The following is a 14,026-nucleotide window of genomic DNA, read 5'->3' as shown; positions in this document are numbered from 1 at the left end:
TTACGTTAGGTCGTAATTCAATTCACATTCATTTCTTTTTGAGGTAAACTTGGAACATAGGAGAGTGGACATGAATGAGGACGGCAATCGTAACAGATAGTACTGCATACATTACGCCAGAAGAACGCGCGCGCTTAAACATTCGTATGATTCCGTTAAGTGTAAACATCGCAGGTGAATTATTCGCAGAGGAAGTAGATATTACTGCTTCTGAGTTTTATGATAAAGTACGTGGGGCAAAAGAATTCCCTAAAACAACACAGCCACCAATTGGTGAATTTGCTTCTCTCTTTGAAGAGTTGGCAAATGATTATGACGAAGTAATTTCCATTCATTTATCGAGTGGTATAAGTGGTACATATCAAGGAGCTGTCCAAGCAGGAGAAATGGTGGAAGGTATTGATGTGTACGCATTTGACAGCGAGATTTCTTGCGCTGTTCAAGGCTTTTACGTGCTACGTGCAGCTGAAATGGCGGCAGAAGGTTGCTCAGCACAAGAAATATTAGCAGCATTAGCGGACATGAAGCAGTATATTCGTGCTTACTTCATTGTAGATGACTTAGCGCACTTACAACGTGGGGGACGTCTATCTTCAGCAGCAGCTTTAATCGGAGGCTTATTACAAGTAAAGCCTGTTTTGCATTTTGTAGATAAGGTAATCGTACCATTTGAAAAAATTCGCACACGTAAAAAAGCACTAAAGCGTGCAGAAGACTTACTAGCTGAAGATGCAAACAAGTATGACAAGATGGATGCAGTAGTCATTCACGGCAACTGTCAAAAAGAAGCTGAGGAATGGTTAGCGCAGCTCGCTGCGACATACCCAAACGTAAACTTTAAATTGAGCTATTTCGGCCCAGTTATTGGCACACACTTAGGTGAAGGCGCAATGGGACTAGGCTGGACAAAAAAATAATAAGAAAAAGTCTCTACAACTTGTTGTAGGGACTTTTTTTATTGCGTTTATGGCGGGCGGTTGGTCGATAGCATGGTGAGGTGGAAATCGCCGGTAACCGGGTTGAAACCTCAGATAGGGTGCTAAGTCAGCGAAAGCCAGGTATCTATCCTTGGTTGGAGTGAGAATCGCGGATAGAAGCGCGTGAATCGCCGGTAAAACACGAGGAATCGCCGATAGAATTGCTTAAAACGCCGATAAACCTGAGTAAAACGCCGATAAACCTGCAGAACCCCCTGCTAGAACCATTATCACAAAAAGAAAGGAGTAAATTAGAATGAAATATAAAGGATGGCTGTTGCCTCCTGCGTTGCGGGACTTTCATGAAGGTCGTATATGGCTAAGGGAGCATTCACCTTTTGCCAAACGTGATATACAGCATGCCATTGATAAAAAGTATCTTCATATAATAGGCGGGATTCAAACAACACCACGAATGAGATGTAATCGTTGCTATAATGACAAGCCGCAGTTCTTTACAATGTTTAACTGTTCAAAATGTCAGCAACAATGTGTGTATTGTAGACATTGTCTGAGCATGGGCAGAGTGAGTAGCTGCACACAATTGCTAATATGGAGAGGGCCGAAAGCGTATAGAAAAAGACAGCATCCACTCCAATGGACAAGCCAACTGACGGAACTTCAACAACAGGCAGCTGATGAAATGCTTGAGAGTGTCAAAGTAGGTCGATGTCATTTAATTTCAGCAGTATGTGGGGCTGGGAAGACTGAGCTGCTCTTTCAATCTGTACATTATGCGTTGGAAAAGGGGTTACGGGTTTGCATCGCTGCGCCACGAACGGATGTGGTGCTAGAGTTATTTCCGCGCTTTCAACGGGTTTTTCCAAAAACGGTCATTCATGCTTACTATGGTGGAGCGCCGAGGCAGGACGGATATGCGCAACTAATACTGGCTACGACTCACCAGCTATATCGCTTTGAACAGGCATTTGATGTGATGATTATTGATGAGGCGGATGCTTTCCCATATTCATTCGATGAAACATTAGCAAGAGCCGTGAAAAAAGCCAAAACTGCAAAAGCCTCAACTTACTTTATTACAGCTACACCATCACAGTCATTAATAAAAGAGTTTAATCATTGCTCATATATTCCAAAAAGATATCACAACAAGCCTTTGCCAATGCCACGCTTCAGCTCGCTATGGGGTTATGAAAAAATTTTAAAGCGTGGAAAAATTCCTCGGAAGCTAAAAGAATGGACAGAGGAGCGACTTACTAAAAAAGAGCCTTTTCTTATATTTTTCTCGAAAGTTGAATTGTTGAAAATTGCAACGCCACTTTTTCAAAGGCTACATGCAAGTATTTTAGCCGTTCATGCTGAGGATCCAGAAAGGAAACAGAAAGTACTTCAGCTACGTAATGAAGAAATTCCTGGGTTACTAACGACGACTATATTAGAAAGAGGTATTACGATAAAAAATGTACAAGTCGCTGTTGTTGGGGCAGAATCGTCTATTTTTACTGCAAGCGCATTGATTCAAATTGCTGGACGAGTAGGGCGGCATGAAAATTATGCAGAGGGAGATGTGATGTTTTTTCATCATGGCATTACAATAGCAATGGATGAAGCACGAGAGAAAATAAAATATAACAATAAGGTAGCGTTCTCGCAATGAACAAAGTAGAAATGTTTTGTTTATTATGTGCACAGCCTTTGCGTATCGTTCCTAGCTGGAAAACACTTTTAATAAGAAACTTCTCACCTTGCCTTTGTGAAAAATGTGCCTCCAAATTTGAGCGTACATCTACACCAACAGCACTTTATCAATATAACGATGCAATGAAGAAGTATTTGCATCAATTTAAATTTCTTCAAGACGTTGCACTCGCTAAAGTATTTCGACAGGAGTTACATGCACAATTTAAACGTGAGACAGCAACAATTATTCCGATTCCTATGCACCCTATTAAGCAACAAGAACGTACCTTCTCACATACGGAGGAGCTTCTAAATGCGGCTAATATTCCTTATAAACAACTATTAGAAAAAACAACTATAGAAACACAAAGCTCAAAAAATAGGGAGCAACGTATAAAATCAGCTCCACTTTTTCGACTAATGCCTACAGCCCAAGTTGAGCATAAAGATTATCTCCTTTTTGACGATATACAAACTACAGGGACAACACTAAGGCATGCGAAACAAGTTTTACTAGAAGCGGGCGCCCGAAATGTTCGAACCTTCACTTTAATTAATGGATGAAAATGCTAAAACATCATGTATAATAGATTACGAATTTAGGATTCGTGTAATTAAATAGTGATCATGCAAGAGGAGGAAGAATAGATGGCTGAGGTTCGAAATTGTCCAAAATGTAATGAGTTTTTTAATTATACAGGGGTCAGAGACGTATGTCATAAATGCGCGCAATCAGAAGAGGAATTATATCAAATTGTTTATCGTTTTTTACGAAAACGTGAAAACCGTGCGGCTACAGTAGAACGAATTGTGGAAGCAACGGGTGCTGAAGAGGAACTATTGTATAAGTGGGTTCGTAAAGGTCGTTTACAGCCAGCAATGTTCCCGAACTTAGGCTATCCATGCGATAACTGCGGTCATTTAACGACAACAGGGAAACTATGTACAAAATGCCAAGATGAATTAAAATCAGAACTTCGTACATTTGAGGCAGCTAAAGAGTTCCGTGAAAGTGTAGCTGAGCATGATCGTGTAACATATCATGCTGAACGTAAAAAATAACAAGATGAAAAGAGTTGTCTTACACTAGAGTTGAGCTTCCTTCACTTACACATGTTCAATGCTCATGCGAATCAGCAAGCAAATTGTAACAGGAAATTCAAAATGACGAAGTTAAATTATACACCTTAAAGATGGTTGATAAGCGAAAGTGTGTTAATTTTAAACAAAATTAGCACACTTTTTTATATTTGAAAACTTAACATTGTTGGAGACAATCCGAAATAATAGTAAGATAAGCTTTTAAGATAGGGGGACGAACATGAAAATCACATCGTATGGTGTTAATGCTGTTAACGCATATAAAAATCAAGTACGCAATGTCAAATCTGGCGACAACAAAGCGTCATTCGCTGACAAAATTGAAATTTCAAAAGCGGCGCAAGAAATGCAAGGTGTAACGACGTACAGTACTGAACGTGCTGAACGCGTGCAACAATTAAAAGCAGATATTGATTCTGGAGAATACAAGGTCAATGCTCGCAAAGTTGCTGAAGATATGCTGAAATATTATCGTTTCTAGGAAATACAGAAAGGGTGCTTAGTAATATGACTGTAGAAACAATTTGTTCTACATTAACAATATTAGAGAGAATGCATAAAAGCTTACTCGAACTAGCCTTTAGAAAAACAGAAATTATTAAAGCTGGCGATATCGAAGCACTAGACCAAATGCTCAAGGATGAGCAGGCACATGTAGCGGCCATTGATAAGCTCGAGCAACAGCGCCAGGTACAGGTAACCGAATACCTTGGAGCAAAAGGAATTGCTTCAACTGACAAAATGTCTGTTGCTGATGTCATCGAGGCTGCTGAAAAAGAAGCTGAAAAAGAAGCACTTTCAGCTGTTCGCAATCGATTAATGCTAATCATCAATGATTTACGCAAACAAAATGAACTCAATCAAAAATTAGTATTCCAATCATTACAATTTGTCAATCTAACATTAGATGCACTACGCCCACGCCCAGAGCAAATGAATTACTCTGGCCGTGAGGTACGCGGTACGAATACAGTAGCCAAAAAATCGTACTTCGATTCACAAGCTTAATTTTTAATCGTTACTAAAGGGAGGAATAATGATGCGCTCAACATTTATGGGCTTAGAAACAAGTAGAAGCGGTTTATTTACACAACAATCTGCTTTATATACAACAGGTCATAATATTTCAAATGCCAACACACTTGGTTACTCGCGCCAACGAGTAAACATGCAAGCTACACCAGGTTTCCCAACGGCAGGCTTAAACACGCCGAATTACCCTGGACATATGGGAACAGGGGTAGAGACAGGTTCCATTCAACGTATTCGCGATGAATTTATTGACCGTCAATACCGTCAGGAAACAAATAAGCTAGGTTATTGGGAATCACGTTCAAATGCAATATCTCAAATGGAAGATATAATGGACGAACCTTCTCAGTACGGTTTAAACGCAGCATTAGAACAGTTCTGGAAAGGTCTGCAAGATGTTAGTACAGGTCCGGAAAACGCTGCATCACGTAAAGTTGCCATTGAACGTGCCAATCATTTAGCACAATCATTTAACTATATCGATACGCAATTAAAAACAATTCAAGGCAATTTAGGTAACGAAATTAGTGTTTCAACAAACCGCATCAACTCCTTACTAAAACAAATTGCTTCTATTAATAAACAAGTGCAAGAGGTTGAACCAAATGGTCATGTTCCAAATGATTTATATGATGCTCGTGATGTGTTAATCGATGAATTAAATAGTTACATCCCGGTCTCAGTCGAACGAGTTCCTTCTGGTGGACTTGCTTCTAGTGTAGCTGAAGGCAGTGTAACTATTACATTTAAGCCATATGGCACGAACACAGCTATTAAATTAGTGAATGGTAAAGATGCTGCGAGCATCGAAGTAAATAGTGGTGCTACACAAATAGATGGAACGGATTTATCGAAAGTATTTACGAGCATCAATGTTACTGGCGCAGGTACAGCAGATTCAGGAACTATTACATATGACCAGTTAGAGCCTGGCAAAGGTAAATTATTATCATTGATCAACTCTTATGGATATCAAGATGGGGCCGATGTTAAAGGCTATTATCCAGAAACGATGGCTAGCCTTGATAAACTTGCCTCTGAATTTGCAAATGTCTTTAATGCGATGCATAAGCAAGGGTATGATTTAACTGGTGCTCAAAGCACAATCGATTTCTTTGAACCGATTGATAATACAAAACCGATGTCAGCAGGAAATATTAAAGTCAATGCTGACCTTTTGAAAGATTCTTCAAAATTGGCTGCTTCGAGCAAGCCAAATGAAGAAGGGAACGGTAAATGGGCACTTGAGCTTTCAAATATCCAATCAAAAGTTCAAGCAAATTTAGACGGTGCAACATTTAACTCATTCTATCAAGGAATCATTGGTAAGCTCGGTGTCGATGGAGAAGAAGCAGCGCGCTTAAATGGAACTTCTGAAACACTTCTTGTGACAATTGGCAACAGCCGTGCTTCAATCACTTCGGTATCGCTTGATGAAGAAATGACGAATATGATTACATTCCAACAAGCATATAACGCAAATGCTCGTATGATTACCGTTATCGATGAAACATTAGACAAAATCATTAACGGCATGGGCCGTGTAGGAATTTAACTAAAAACTAATTGAGTACGACTAAAGGAAGGAGCTTTTACAAACATGCGCGTAACACAATCCATGTTATCGAATAACATGCTTCTAAACTTAAATAATAGCTACGGAAAAATGTCCAAGCTACAAGATCAAATCACTTCAGGCTCTAAAATCACGAGACCTTCAGACGACCCTGTAGTAGCAGTGAAAGGAATGGGCTATCGACGTGATTTAGGGCAAGTTGAACAGTACACACGTAATATGAATGAAGTGAACAACTGGCTCGATACATCTGATGAATCATTAAATCAAGTAGGCGAACAAATGAAACGAGTACGTGAGCTTGTAATTCAAGCTGCGAATGATACAAATACACCAGATGAGCGAGCGAAAGCGAAATCTGAAATCGACCAAATTCGTAAACAAATTCAAGATGTAGCGAACACAAAAGTAGGAGATCGCTATATATTCAGCGGCACAAAAACAGGACAACCATTATTTATAAATGGCGCACTTAACAATGCGAATGTCAATTCCGAAGATGTTAAAATTGAAGTGTATGATGGTATTCAGATGACAGTGAATACGGCTGGCATGGATTTATTCAAAAGTGTAGATGACATGATGGCCAAAATTTCAGGTTTGTTAGATCCGAATCGAATTCCCCTTGCAACAGGTGAAGAAATCAGCTCTACATTAGGTGGCGTTACAAGTAATAGTACAACCGATGATATTACAACAATGCACAACAAAATTCTCGAAGCGCAAGCAGATGTTGGGGCACGCCAAAATCGTGTGGAATTAATGGAAAACCGCTTATCTATTCGCGAAATTAGCGTAACGAAACAATTATCGAATAACGAGGACGTTGATTATTCAAAAGCTATTACAGAAATGGTAACGTCAGAATCGATCCATCAGGCAGCATTGTCTGTTGGCGCTAAAATTATTCAACAATCTTTAGTTGATTTTATTAGATAAATACAATTGATTTTCCTGCTAATAAAACCAAGCGTTTGAACATTTTGTTCAGACGCTTTTCTTGAAAGGAGAAGTGTACATGAGACTCCCACAAATTCAAATTCGTACAACGGACGCACAAATCGACCTTAATATTGCTAAGCCACAGCAATACATTAAACAACCAAGTGCTACGCAGCACATTGAACAGCCTGCCGCTATACTCGAGATTAATACAACACGCAGTGTGCTGAAAATTGATTCATCTCAAGCAAGGCGTGATTTAGGCTTAATTGGACCATTAGAATCAAGTGCAAATTATGCGCAAAAAGGGAAACAAGAGGCAATGAGGGGCATGGCACGAAGAGCAAGGGAAGGCCGACAAATGATGGAGGGTGCCGGCAAAGATCAGGGAAGAGCAACAATCCAAAATATCGCCAAACAAAACCATGGCCCACATCGTGTGCAATTTAATATAAAATTTGTGCCATCTGTTGGATCTGTTAAAATTGACTATACGCCAGGTACAACCGACGTCAATATTCAGCGTAGAGAACCAATAATTGACGCACAAGTAAACAAACCTATCCATGAATACACACCAGGTAAAGTAACTGGTACAATGATACAAAGACCAGATGTTGACATTGATGTCATCGTTTAAAGGAGTGCACCCGAAAATATGAAAATAGCTACTAAATTTTTAGGAGAAGTAGAAATCGTTGAACAAGATATCCTGACTTTTGAACATGGCTTATTAGGATTAGAAGAAGAAAGAGAGTTTGTTTTACTACCAATCGATGCCGACCTGCCACTAGCATTACTTCAGTCTGTTCAGCATGTCGAAATCGGCTTTGTCGTTGCCTATCCATTTGCTTTCAAAAAAGATTATAGCTTTGACATAAGTGAAGAAGATCGCGAGCAATTACAGATTGATAAACAAGAAGATGTTCTTCCATATGCTATTGTCACAATGAAAGAAACTTTCCAAGAATCTACAATAAACTTATTAGCACCAGTTATTTTAAATATAGATAAAAAACGTGGTAAACAAATCGTTCTCCAAGACAATAAAGCATATCCATTACGCTATCCGATGCTGCCATTGGAAGGAAGTGCGAAATAATGCTAGTCCTTTCTCGAAAAAAAGATGAGTCTATTATGATAGGCGATCAAATCGAAATTAAAATATTAGCAGTTGAAGGTGACCAAATTAAACTTGGCATTGTTGCCCCGAAAACGGTAAAAGTACATCGCTCAGAAGTTTTTGAAGCTATTCAGGCGCAAAATAAAGAAGCACTTGCTTCCTCTTCGAGTTTTTTAGATCAGCTGAAGAAAAAATAAAATAGTATCTATGAATCTATTACATAAAAAAATAAAAAAACTTTTAAAAAACTATTAAACTTTTCCAACTACTAACGATATATAGAGTGTAGGGTAAGGGAAGTACATACATACAACCTAAACCGACAATATTCCACACGGACGTGGAATAACAAAACAAACATTCAAGGAGGAATTCCAAATGAGAATTCAACACAACATTTCAGCTTTAAACACACACCGTAACTTAGCTTTCAACAACACTGAAGCTTCTAAAAACCTTGAGAAGTTATCTTCTGGTTACAAAATCAACCGTGCTGGCGATGACGCTGCAGGTTTAGCAATCTCTGAAAAAATGCGCGGACAAATCCGTGGTCTTGACATGGCAACTAAAAACGCTCAAGATTCAATCTCTTTAATCCAAACTGCTGAGGGTGCTCTTAACGAAACTCATGCAATCCTACAACGTATGCGTGAATTAGCAGTACAATCTGCCAACGATACAAACGTGTCAGGTGACCGTGGAGATTTACAAAAAGAAGTAGATGCATTATTATCAGAAATTGATCGTATTGCAGGGAATACTGAGTTCAATACGCAAAAATTATTAAATGGCTCTTTCTCAGCTAAAAAATTCCATATTGGTGCGAATGCAACTCAAGCAATTAGCTTAACAATTGCAAATACTAATGCAGCAACTTTATCAATCAGTGCATTAAAAATTAATACTCAATCTTTAGCAGATGCAGCTATTACAAAAATTAATACTGCAATTACAACTATTTCAGGAACACGTTCTGATTTAGGGGCAGTACAAAACCGTTTAGAGCACACAATCAACAACTTAGGTGCTACTTCTGAAAACTTAACAGCTGCTGAATCACGTATCCGTGACACAGATATGGCTAAAGAAATGATGGGCTTCACTAAGAACAACATCTTAATGCAAGCTGCTCAATCTATGTTAGCTCAAGCTAACCAACAACCACAAGGCGTACTTCAATTACTACAATAATTGCAATTGAAGCACAATAAAATTATGAGGAGTCTGTCCAAAGTTTGGATAGGCTCCTTTATTTTTTTAAGCTTTGGCCGATATACAGTATGAGGTGAAATAAATTGTCAAAGTACCAAATAGAAATATTATCAACAAAAACTAATTTAGAAACTGTAAAGGTAAATGGTTATCTATTACATAGTAAGTATGACCCTATTAGAGAAGCTAAGATGGTTGCAGAAAGAGAATATGAAGTGTTGGATGTATTAATATTATTTGGTTATGGGTTGGGATATATCGCTGAAGCTATAAATAATAAAATAGAAAAATCTCAGAAGTTAATAATAATAGATCCATTATATAAATATTTGAATTCTTCAATATCAAAAACTAATTTTAATATAATATATGAATACGATCAAAAAAGCATAGAATATATAGTGGCTAATTCTATGAATAATTTAAGTCAAAAAATTAAAGTTATAGTATCACCAAATTATGAAAATATTTTCAAAGAAGAATTGCTAGAATTGTTGAAAATTATTAAAAATATTCAAAACGTACATAAAGTGATGGAAAATACTATTAAGGAATTTTCGGATTCTTGGCAAGAAAATTATATTCATAATTTAATTCATTTAGATGAAGATTCTTCTTTGGGGAAATTAAAAAAAATGTATAATTGCCCAGTTATTTTAATTTCAGGTGGTCCCTCCTTAACTAAACAGCTGCAAATCTTAGATAAAATAAAGAAAAATGTTATAACCATTGCAGCAGGATCTACTATTAATACCCTATTGGAATATGGCATTGAACCGGATTATATAGTTACAATTGATGGAGGTGAAGTAAATTATCTCCATTTTAAAGATATTAAAAACATAAAATCAGAATTAATTTTTTGTTTAAGTAGTTATTATAAAATTCAAGATCGATATCAGAATACCAAGTATGCATTTTTAACACCTGACGATGAAGATATTCAGAAATATATAAAAAAGGTATTTGATATTGAATTGCCGATATTTTCAGGTGGAGGATCGGTAGCTAATTTTGCACTAAGCATCGCTAGTTATATTTCTACTGGACCTGTAGCAATTATTGGACAAGATTTAGCTTATACAGATAGTAAGTCTCATGCAGAAAACAATAAAAATTTTTTAATTATAGACGGAAAATTTCAAGAAGAAAATGAATTATTTGAAGTGGAAGGTTATTCTGGTGAGAAAGTACTCACTGATTATCCGTTATTTTCCATGAAGAAGGACTTTGAGAGGTTAAATGAAATATTAAGTCAATCTACGATGATATTCAATTGTACTGAAGGTGGAGTGAAAATTGAAAGAATGCAACAAATGAGTTTTATAGCATTCTGTAATAAATATGTTAATAGGGATGTTCAACTGAATAAAATCCAATCAAAACAAAAATTTAATACCTATAATAATAGTAAATTAATAGATATTCTATTACAAGAAGTGAAAATTTATGATGAATTAATAAGAAGTTTGAAATTATCTTTAAAAATATTAGAAAGGAATAAATCGAATGTTTTATTTGATAAAAATGTATTAAAGGAATTAAATAAAGTTGATAAAGAGTTTATTAGTAAGAAAGATTTTACCTCAATAAATAGAATAGTTGATCCAATTACTATAGATGTTTTAAGAAAGTTTCAACCAATTTCAAATGAAAATCCAGAAGAAAAATATAGAAGAGTATATAACCAAAATAAAGAATTGTATTCAAGGTTGCAAGAAGCTATAGAAAAGACAAAAGGATATACCCTAGACGTAATAGAAAAAGCAAAAAAATATGAGGTGTAAAGATGGAAAATATATTGAATGATACAATTCAGAGTTATAATGAATACTTAAAAAAGTTACCTGCAGGAATTCTGGTAATTGCTGATAAACTTCGAGAAAAACATATAAATGAAGCTTTAATTAGTATTAAAGATTTAACAGAGGGAATTTTATGGCTAACTAATGCAAGTGAATTATTAATAAAAAATAACGTATTAGCTTTATTAAATATAGGAAAAATACAAGAATTCTTATTAGAAGTTAATGAAGGATTAGAAAAGCAGGATTATGTACTTATAGCTGACATTTTTGAATTTGAAATTGCTCCCTTTTTTGAAGAAGTAGAGCCAGTTAATATTAAAAACTAGCTTCACTATTTTAAAAAAGATAGTTTAAATAATTTTGCATGATAATAAAGAATTACTTAAAAGGTATTTTATATACGAGATCTAAAATTAATCTTATGTAAATCTTTTAATGGAGGAAGTAAAATGAATTATTGCAAAAAATGTTTACAACCTGATACTAGGCCTGATATTAAGTTCAATAATGAAGGTATTTGTTACGCTTGTATTTATGAAGATGAAAAAAAGAATATTGATTGGGATATGAGAAAAGATGAATTACAAAAGATTGCAGATTGGGCAAAAAGTAAAAATAGAGATTATGATTGTGTAGTGGGTGTTAGTGGAGGTAAAGATAGTACTTTCCAGGCCTTTTATGCTAAAGAAAAATTAGGATTAAATGTACTTTTGGTAAATTGTGAACCAGATTGTTTAACAGAAATAGGTAAATATAATATCGAAAATTTAATTAATCATGGGTTTGATTGCATTAAACTAAGACAAAATCCCCGAATTTTGAGAAAGTTGACAAAATCGGCCTTTTATAAATGGGGTAATCCTATTAAACCTTCTGAATATCCTTTATATGCTTCTGCTAATAAAGTAGCAATTAATTTTAACATACCGTTAGTTATTCAAGGAGAAAACGCAGCATTAACATTAGGAGTATCAAATGGATTGGGTTCAGATGGAAATGCCCTTAATGTAAATAAAGGTAATACACTTGCTGGAGGAAATGCTAAAGATTTATTAGTAGACTCCCTGACTGAAAAAGATTTATCAATGTATCAATACCCTGAACAAGATTTATTTATGCAGAAAGATATTAAAGGTATTTATTTGCAATATTATACAAAAGAATGGTCTCAAGTTGGAAATGCAGATTTTGCAATAGCAAGGGGATTAAGAGGAAGATCAACAGAAAGTCTTTATGATATTGGTAGATATAGACGTTATACTGCTCTTGACTCGGACATGCAAATACTTAATCAAATGATCAAGTATTATAAATTTGGTTTTGGTTTTGCTACAGATGAGGCTTGTTATGATATTAGGGAAGGAAGATTGTCTAGAGAAGATGCAATTTGGTATGTAGAAGAATATGATGGTAAATGTGGAGAAAAATACATTGAAGATTTTTGTGAATATATAGATATTAGTATTAATGAATTTTGGGAAGTTGTGGATAGTTTCGTTAATAAAAATTTATTCTTTAAAGATAAATATACAGGAAGATGGATTCCAAAATTTAAAGTAGGAGTAGGAATAGTATAGAGTGGGATTATTAGGTATCTAGTAGTTAATTTAATGATTATAAAGTAAGGTGAAAAAATGAATATTTTAAAAGATAAAACAGTATTAGTAACAGGTGGTACGGGCTCTTTTGGTAAAAAGTTCATCGGAAAAGCACTTTCATTAGGTGTGAAAAAAGTGATTGTTTTTAGTCGCGATGAGCTAAAACAATATGAAATGAAACAAGATTTCCAAGACGAGCGCATTCGTTTCTTTATTGGCGATGTACGAGATAAAGACCGTCTATATCGCGCATTTGATGGTGTGGATATTGTCATTCATGCAGCCGCAATGAAGCATGTTGATGCATGTGAATATAACCCATTTGAGGCGGTAAAAACAAATATCCACGGTGCACAAAATATTATTGAGGCTTCTATTGACCGCGGTGTTGAGAAGGTCATTGCACTTTCAACAGATAAGGCTTGTAGCCCAGTTAATCTATATGGTGCGACAAAACTAGCATCTGATAAATTATTCGTTGCGGCCAATGCATATGTAGGTGAAAAGAAAACTAGATTTTCAGTTGTTCGTTATGGCAATGTAGTGGGAAGTCGAGGTAGTGTTGTACCATTTTTCAAAAAGATCAAAGATACAGGGAAGTTACCTATTACAGATGAGCGTATGACACGTTTTTGGATTACTCTTGATCAAGGAGTTCAATTCGTATTAGATAATTTAGAGCGCATGTATGGTGGAGAAATCTTTGTACCGAAGATACCTAGCATGAAAGTAACAGATTTAGCAAAAGCGATTGGTCCCGAATGTGAAATAGAAGTAATTGGAATTCGTCCTGGTGAGAAACTTCATGAAGCGATGATTATGGAAGACGATGCTCGTCATACATTAGAGTTTGATGATTACTACGTTATCCAACCGGAGCTTGCTTGGTTTGCTAAAGACCAACTAAATGGCGGAAAAGCTTTACCTGATGCATTTGCTTACACAAGTGATAACAATTCGGAATGGTTAACTATAGAACAATTAAAAGATTTAGTAGATGAAATGTAGTCTTTGAC

The 14,026-nt window shown here is 35.9% G+C and carries 16 protein-coding genes; all 16 read left to right on the top strand.

Features of this window, described 5'->3' with window-relative positions:
- The first annotated feature begins 74 nt into the window (after nt 1-74).
- The 16 genes from ACIQXW_RS12430 (at nt 75) to pseB (ending at nt 14,018) form a co-directional block, all read left to right on the top strand.
- The gene (locus tag ACIQXW_RS12430; RefSeq protein ID WP_340820893.1) at nt 75-917 is read left to right on the top strand and encodes a DegV family protein; all 843 of its coding nucleotides are present in this window, start codon (nt 75-77) and stop codon (nt 915-917) included.
- Between the two features lie 316 nt (nt 918-1,233).
- The gene (locus ACIQXW_RS12425; protein ID WP_402762607.1) at nt 1,234-2,595 is read left to right on the top strand and encodes an ATP-dependent helicase ComFA; all 1,362 of its coding nucleotides are present in this window, start codon (nt 1,234-1,236) and stop codon (nt 2,593-2,595) included.
- Nucleotides 2,592-3,182, top strand: coding sequence for a ComF family protein (locus tag ACIQXW_RS12420; RefSeq protein WP_340826366.1), 591 nt, complete (start codon nt 2,592-2,594; stop codon nt 3,180-3,182). Before ACIQXW_RS12425 ends, ACIQXW_RS12420 begins: the two co-directional genes overlap by 4 nt.
- Before the next feature lie 84 nt (nt 3,183-3,266).
- Nucleotides 3,267-3,680, top strand: coding sequence for a TIGR03826 family flagellar region protein (locus ACIQXW_RS12415; protein WP_337982047.1), 414 nt, complete (start codon nt 3,267-3,269; stop codon nt 3,678-3,680).
- Nucleotides 3,681-3,939: 259 nt separating this feature from the next.
- Nucleotides 3,940-4,200 (top strand): flagellar biosynthesis anti-sigma factor FlgM, encoded by a 261-nt coding sequence (gene flgM, locus ACIQXW_RS12410; RefSeq protein WP_173479684.1) that lies wholly within the window; start codon nt 3,940-3,942, stop codon nt 4,198-4,200.
- Nucleotides 4,201-4,226: 26 nt separating this feature from the next.
- Entirely contained in the window at nt 4,227-4,727 is a 501-nt protein-coding gene (locus ACIQXW_RS12405; RefSeq protein WP_401019134.1) for a flagellar protein FlgN, read from the top strand.
- Nucleotides 4,728-4,758: 31 nt separating this feature from the next.
- The gene (flgK, locus tag ACIQXW_RS12400; RefSeq protein WP_401019632.1) at nt 4,759-6,306 is read left to right on the top strand and encodes a flagellar hook-associated protein FlgK; all 1,548 of its coding nucleotides are present in this window, start codon (nt 4,759-4,761) and stop codon (nt 6,304-6,306) included.
- 45 nt (nt 6,307-6,351) lie between these two features.
- Complete coding sequence (gene flgL / locus ACIQXW_RS12395; protein WP_402762603.1) at nt 6,352-7,266, top strand: flagellar hook-associated protein FlgL; 915 nt, start codon at nt 6,352-6,354, stop codon at nt 7,264-7,266.
- A gap of 79 nt (nt 7,267-7,345) precedes the next feature.
- Nucleotides 7,346-7,909, top strand: a complete 564-nt coding sequence (locus ACIQXW_RS12390; RefSeq protein WP_402762600.1) for a DUF6470 family protein — start codon at nt 7,346-7,348, stop codon at nt 7,907-7,909.
- A gap of 18 nt (nt 7,910-7,927) precedes the next feature.
- A complete protein-coding gene (fliW, locus tag ACIQXW_RS12385) occupies nt 7,928-8,371 on the top strand; it encodes a flagellar assembly protein FliW (protein ID WP_402762597.1) in 444 nt (147 codons plus the stop codon).
- The gene (csrA, locus tag ACIQXW_RS12380) at nt 8,371-8,589 is read left to right on the top strand and encodes a carbon storage regulator CsrA (protein ID WP_402762594.1); all 219 of its coding nucleotides are present in this window, start codon (nt 8,371-8,373) and stop codon (nt 8,587-8,589) included. The genes fliW and csrA overlap by 1 nt, the downstream gene beginning before the upstream one ends.
- A gap of 181 nt (nt 8,590-8,770) precedes the next feature.
- On the top strand, nt 8,771-9,583 hold the full coding sequence (locus tag ACIQXW_RS12375; RefSeq protein WP_402762591.1) for a flagellin N-terminal helical domain-containing protein: 813 nt from the start codon (nt 8,771-8,773) through the stop codon (nt 9,581-9,583).
- A 104-nt stretch (nt 9,584-9,687) separates the two neighbouring features.
- Complete coding sequence (locus ACIQXW_RS12370; protein WP_402762588.1) at nt 9,688-11,391, top strand: motility associated factor glycosyltransferase family protein; 1,704 nt, start codon at nt 9,688-9,690, stop codon at nt 11,389-11,391.
- A gap of 2 nt (nt 11,392-11,393) precedes the next feature.
- Nucleotides 11,394-11,738, top strand: coding sequence for a DUF8042 domain-containing protein (locus tag ACIQXW_RS12365; RefSeq protein WP_402762586.1), 345 nt, complete (start codon nt 11,394-11,396; stop codon nt 11,736-11,738).
- Between the two features lie 123 nt (nt 11,739-11,861).
- Nucleotides 11,862-12,989 (top strand): N-acetyl sugar amidotransferase, encoded by a 1,128-nt coding sequence (locus ACIQXW_RS12360; protein WP_402762583.1) that lies wholly within the window; start codon nt 11,862-11,864, stop codon nt 12,987-12,989.
- Nucleotides 12,990-13,046: 57 nt separating this feature from the next.
- Nucleotides 13,047-14,018 carry a UDP-N-acetylglucosamine 4,6-dehydratase (inverting) gene (gene pseB, locus ACIQXW_RS12355; RefSeq protein WP_402762580.1) on the top strand — a complete coding sequence of 324 codons (972 nt, stop codon included), beginning with the start codon at nt 13,047-13,049 and terminating at the stop codon, nt 14,016-14,018.
- Nucleotides 14,019-14,026: the final 8 nt, after the last annotated feature.

Origin of the sequence: Lysinibacillus sp. NPDC097162 (assembly GCF_044762185.1) — a bacterium.
GTDB lineage: Bacteria > Bacillota > Bacilli > Bacillales_A > Planococcaceae > Lysinibacillus.
This window is presented reverse-complemented; position numbering and strand designations above follow the sequence as displayed.

What these genes read in the sequence shown, in the direction of transcription:
- ACIQXW_RS12425 (WP_402762607.1), top strand. Translation starts at nt 1,234, where the DNA reads ATGAAATATAAAGGATGGCTGTTGCCTCCTGCGTTGCGGGACTTTCAT.
- fliW (WP_402762597.1), top strand. Translation starts at nt 7,928, where the DNA reads ATGAAAATAGCTACTAAATTTTTAGGAGAAGTAGAAATCGTTGAACAA.
- ACIQXW_RS12430 (WP_340820893.1), top strand. Translation starts at nt 75, where the DNA reads ATGAGGACGGCAATCGTAACAGATAGTACTGCATACATTACGCCAGAA.
- ACIQXW_RS12420 (WP_340826366.1), top strand. Translation starts at nt 2,592, where the DNA reads ATGAACAAAGTAGAAATGTTTTGTTTATTATGTGCACAGCCTTTGCGT.
- pseB (WP_402762580.1), top strand. Translation starts at nt 13,047, where the DNA reads ATGAATATTTTAAAAGATAAAACAGTATTAGTAACAGGTGGTACGGGC.
- flgM (WP_173479684.1), top strand. Translation starts at nt 3,940, where the DNA reads ATGAAAATCACATCGTATGGTGTTAATGCTGTTAACGCATATAAAAAT.
- flgL (WP_402762603.1), top strand. Translation starts at nt 6,352, where the DNA reads ATGCGCGTAACACAATCCATGTTATCGAATAACATGCTTCTAAACTTA.
- ACIQXW_RS12360 (WP_402762583.1), top strand. Translation starts at nt 11,862, where the DNA reads ATGAATTATTGCAAAAAATGTTTACAACCTGATACTAGGCCTGATATT.
- flgK (WP_401019632.1), top strand. Translation starts at nt 4,759, where the DNA reads ATGCGCTCAACATTTATGGGCTTAGAAACAAGTAGAAGCGGTTTATTT.
- ACIQXW_RS12405 (WP_401019134.1), top strand. Translation starts at nt 4,227, where the DNA reads ATGACTGTAGAAACAATTTGTTCTACATTAACAATATTAGAGAGAATG.
- ACIQXW_RS12365 (WP_402762586.1), top strand. Translation starts at nt 11,394, where the DNA reads ATGGAAAATATATTGAATGATACAATTCAGAGTTATAATGAATACTTA.
- ACIQXW_RS12390 (WP_402762600.1), top strand. Translation starts at nt 7,346, where the DNA reads ATGAGACTCCCACAAATTCAAATTCGTACAACGGACGCACAAATCGAC.
- ACIQXW_RS12375 (WP_402762591.1), top strand. Translation starts at nt 8,771, where the DNA reads ATGAGAATTCAACACAACATTTCAGCTTTAAACACACACCGTAACTTA.
- ACIQXW_RS12415 (WP_337982047.1), top strand. Translation starts at nt 3,267, where the DNA reads ATGGCTGAGGTTCGAAATTGTCCAAAATGTAATGAGTTTTTTAATTAT.
- csrA (WP_402762594.1), top strand. Translation starts at nt 8,371, where the DNA reads ATGCTAGTCCTTTCTCGAAAAAAAGATGAGTCTATTATGATAGGCGAT.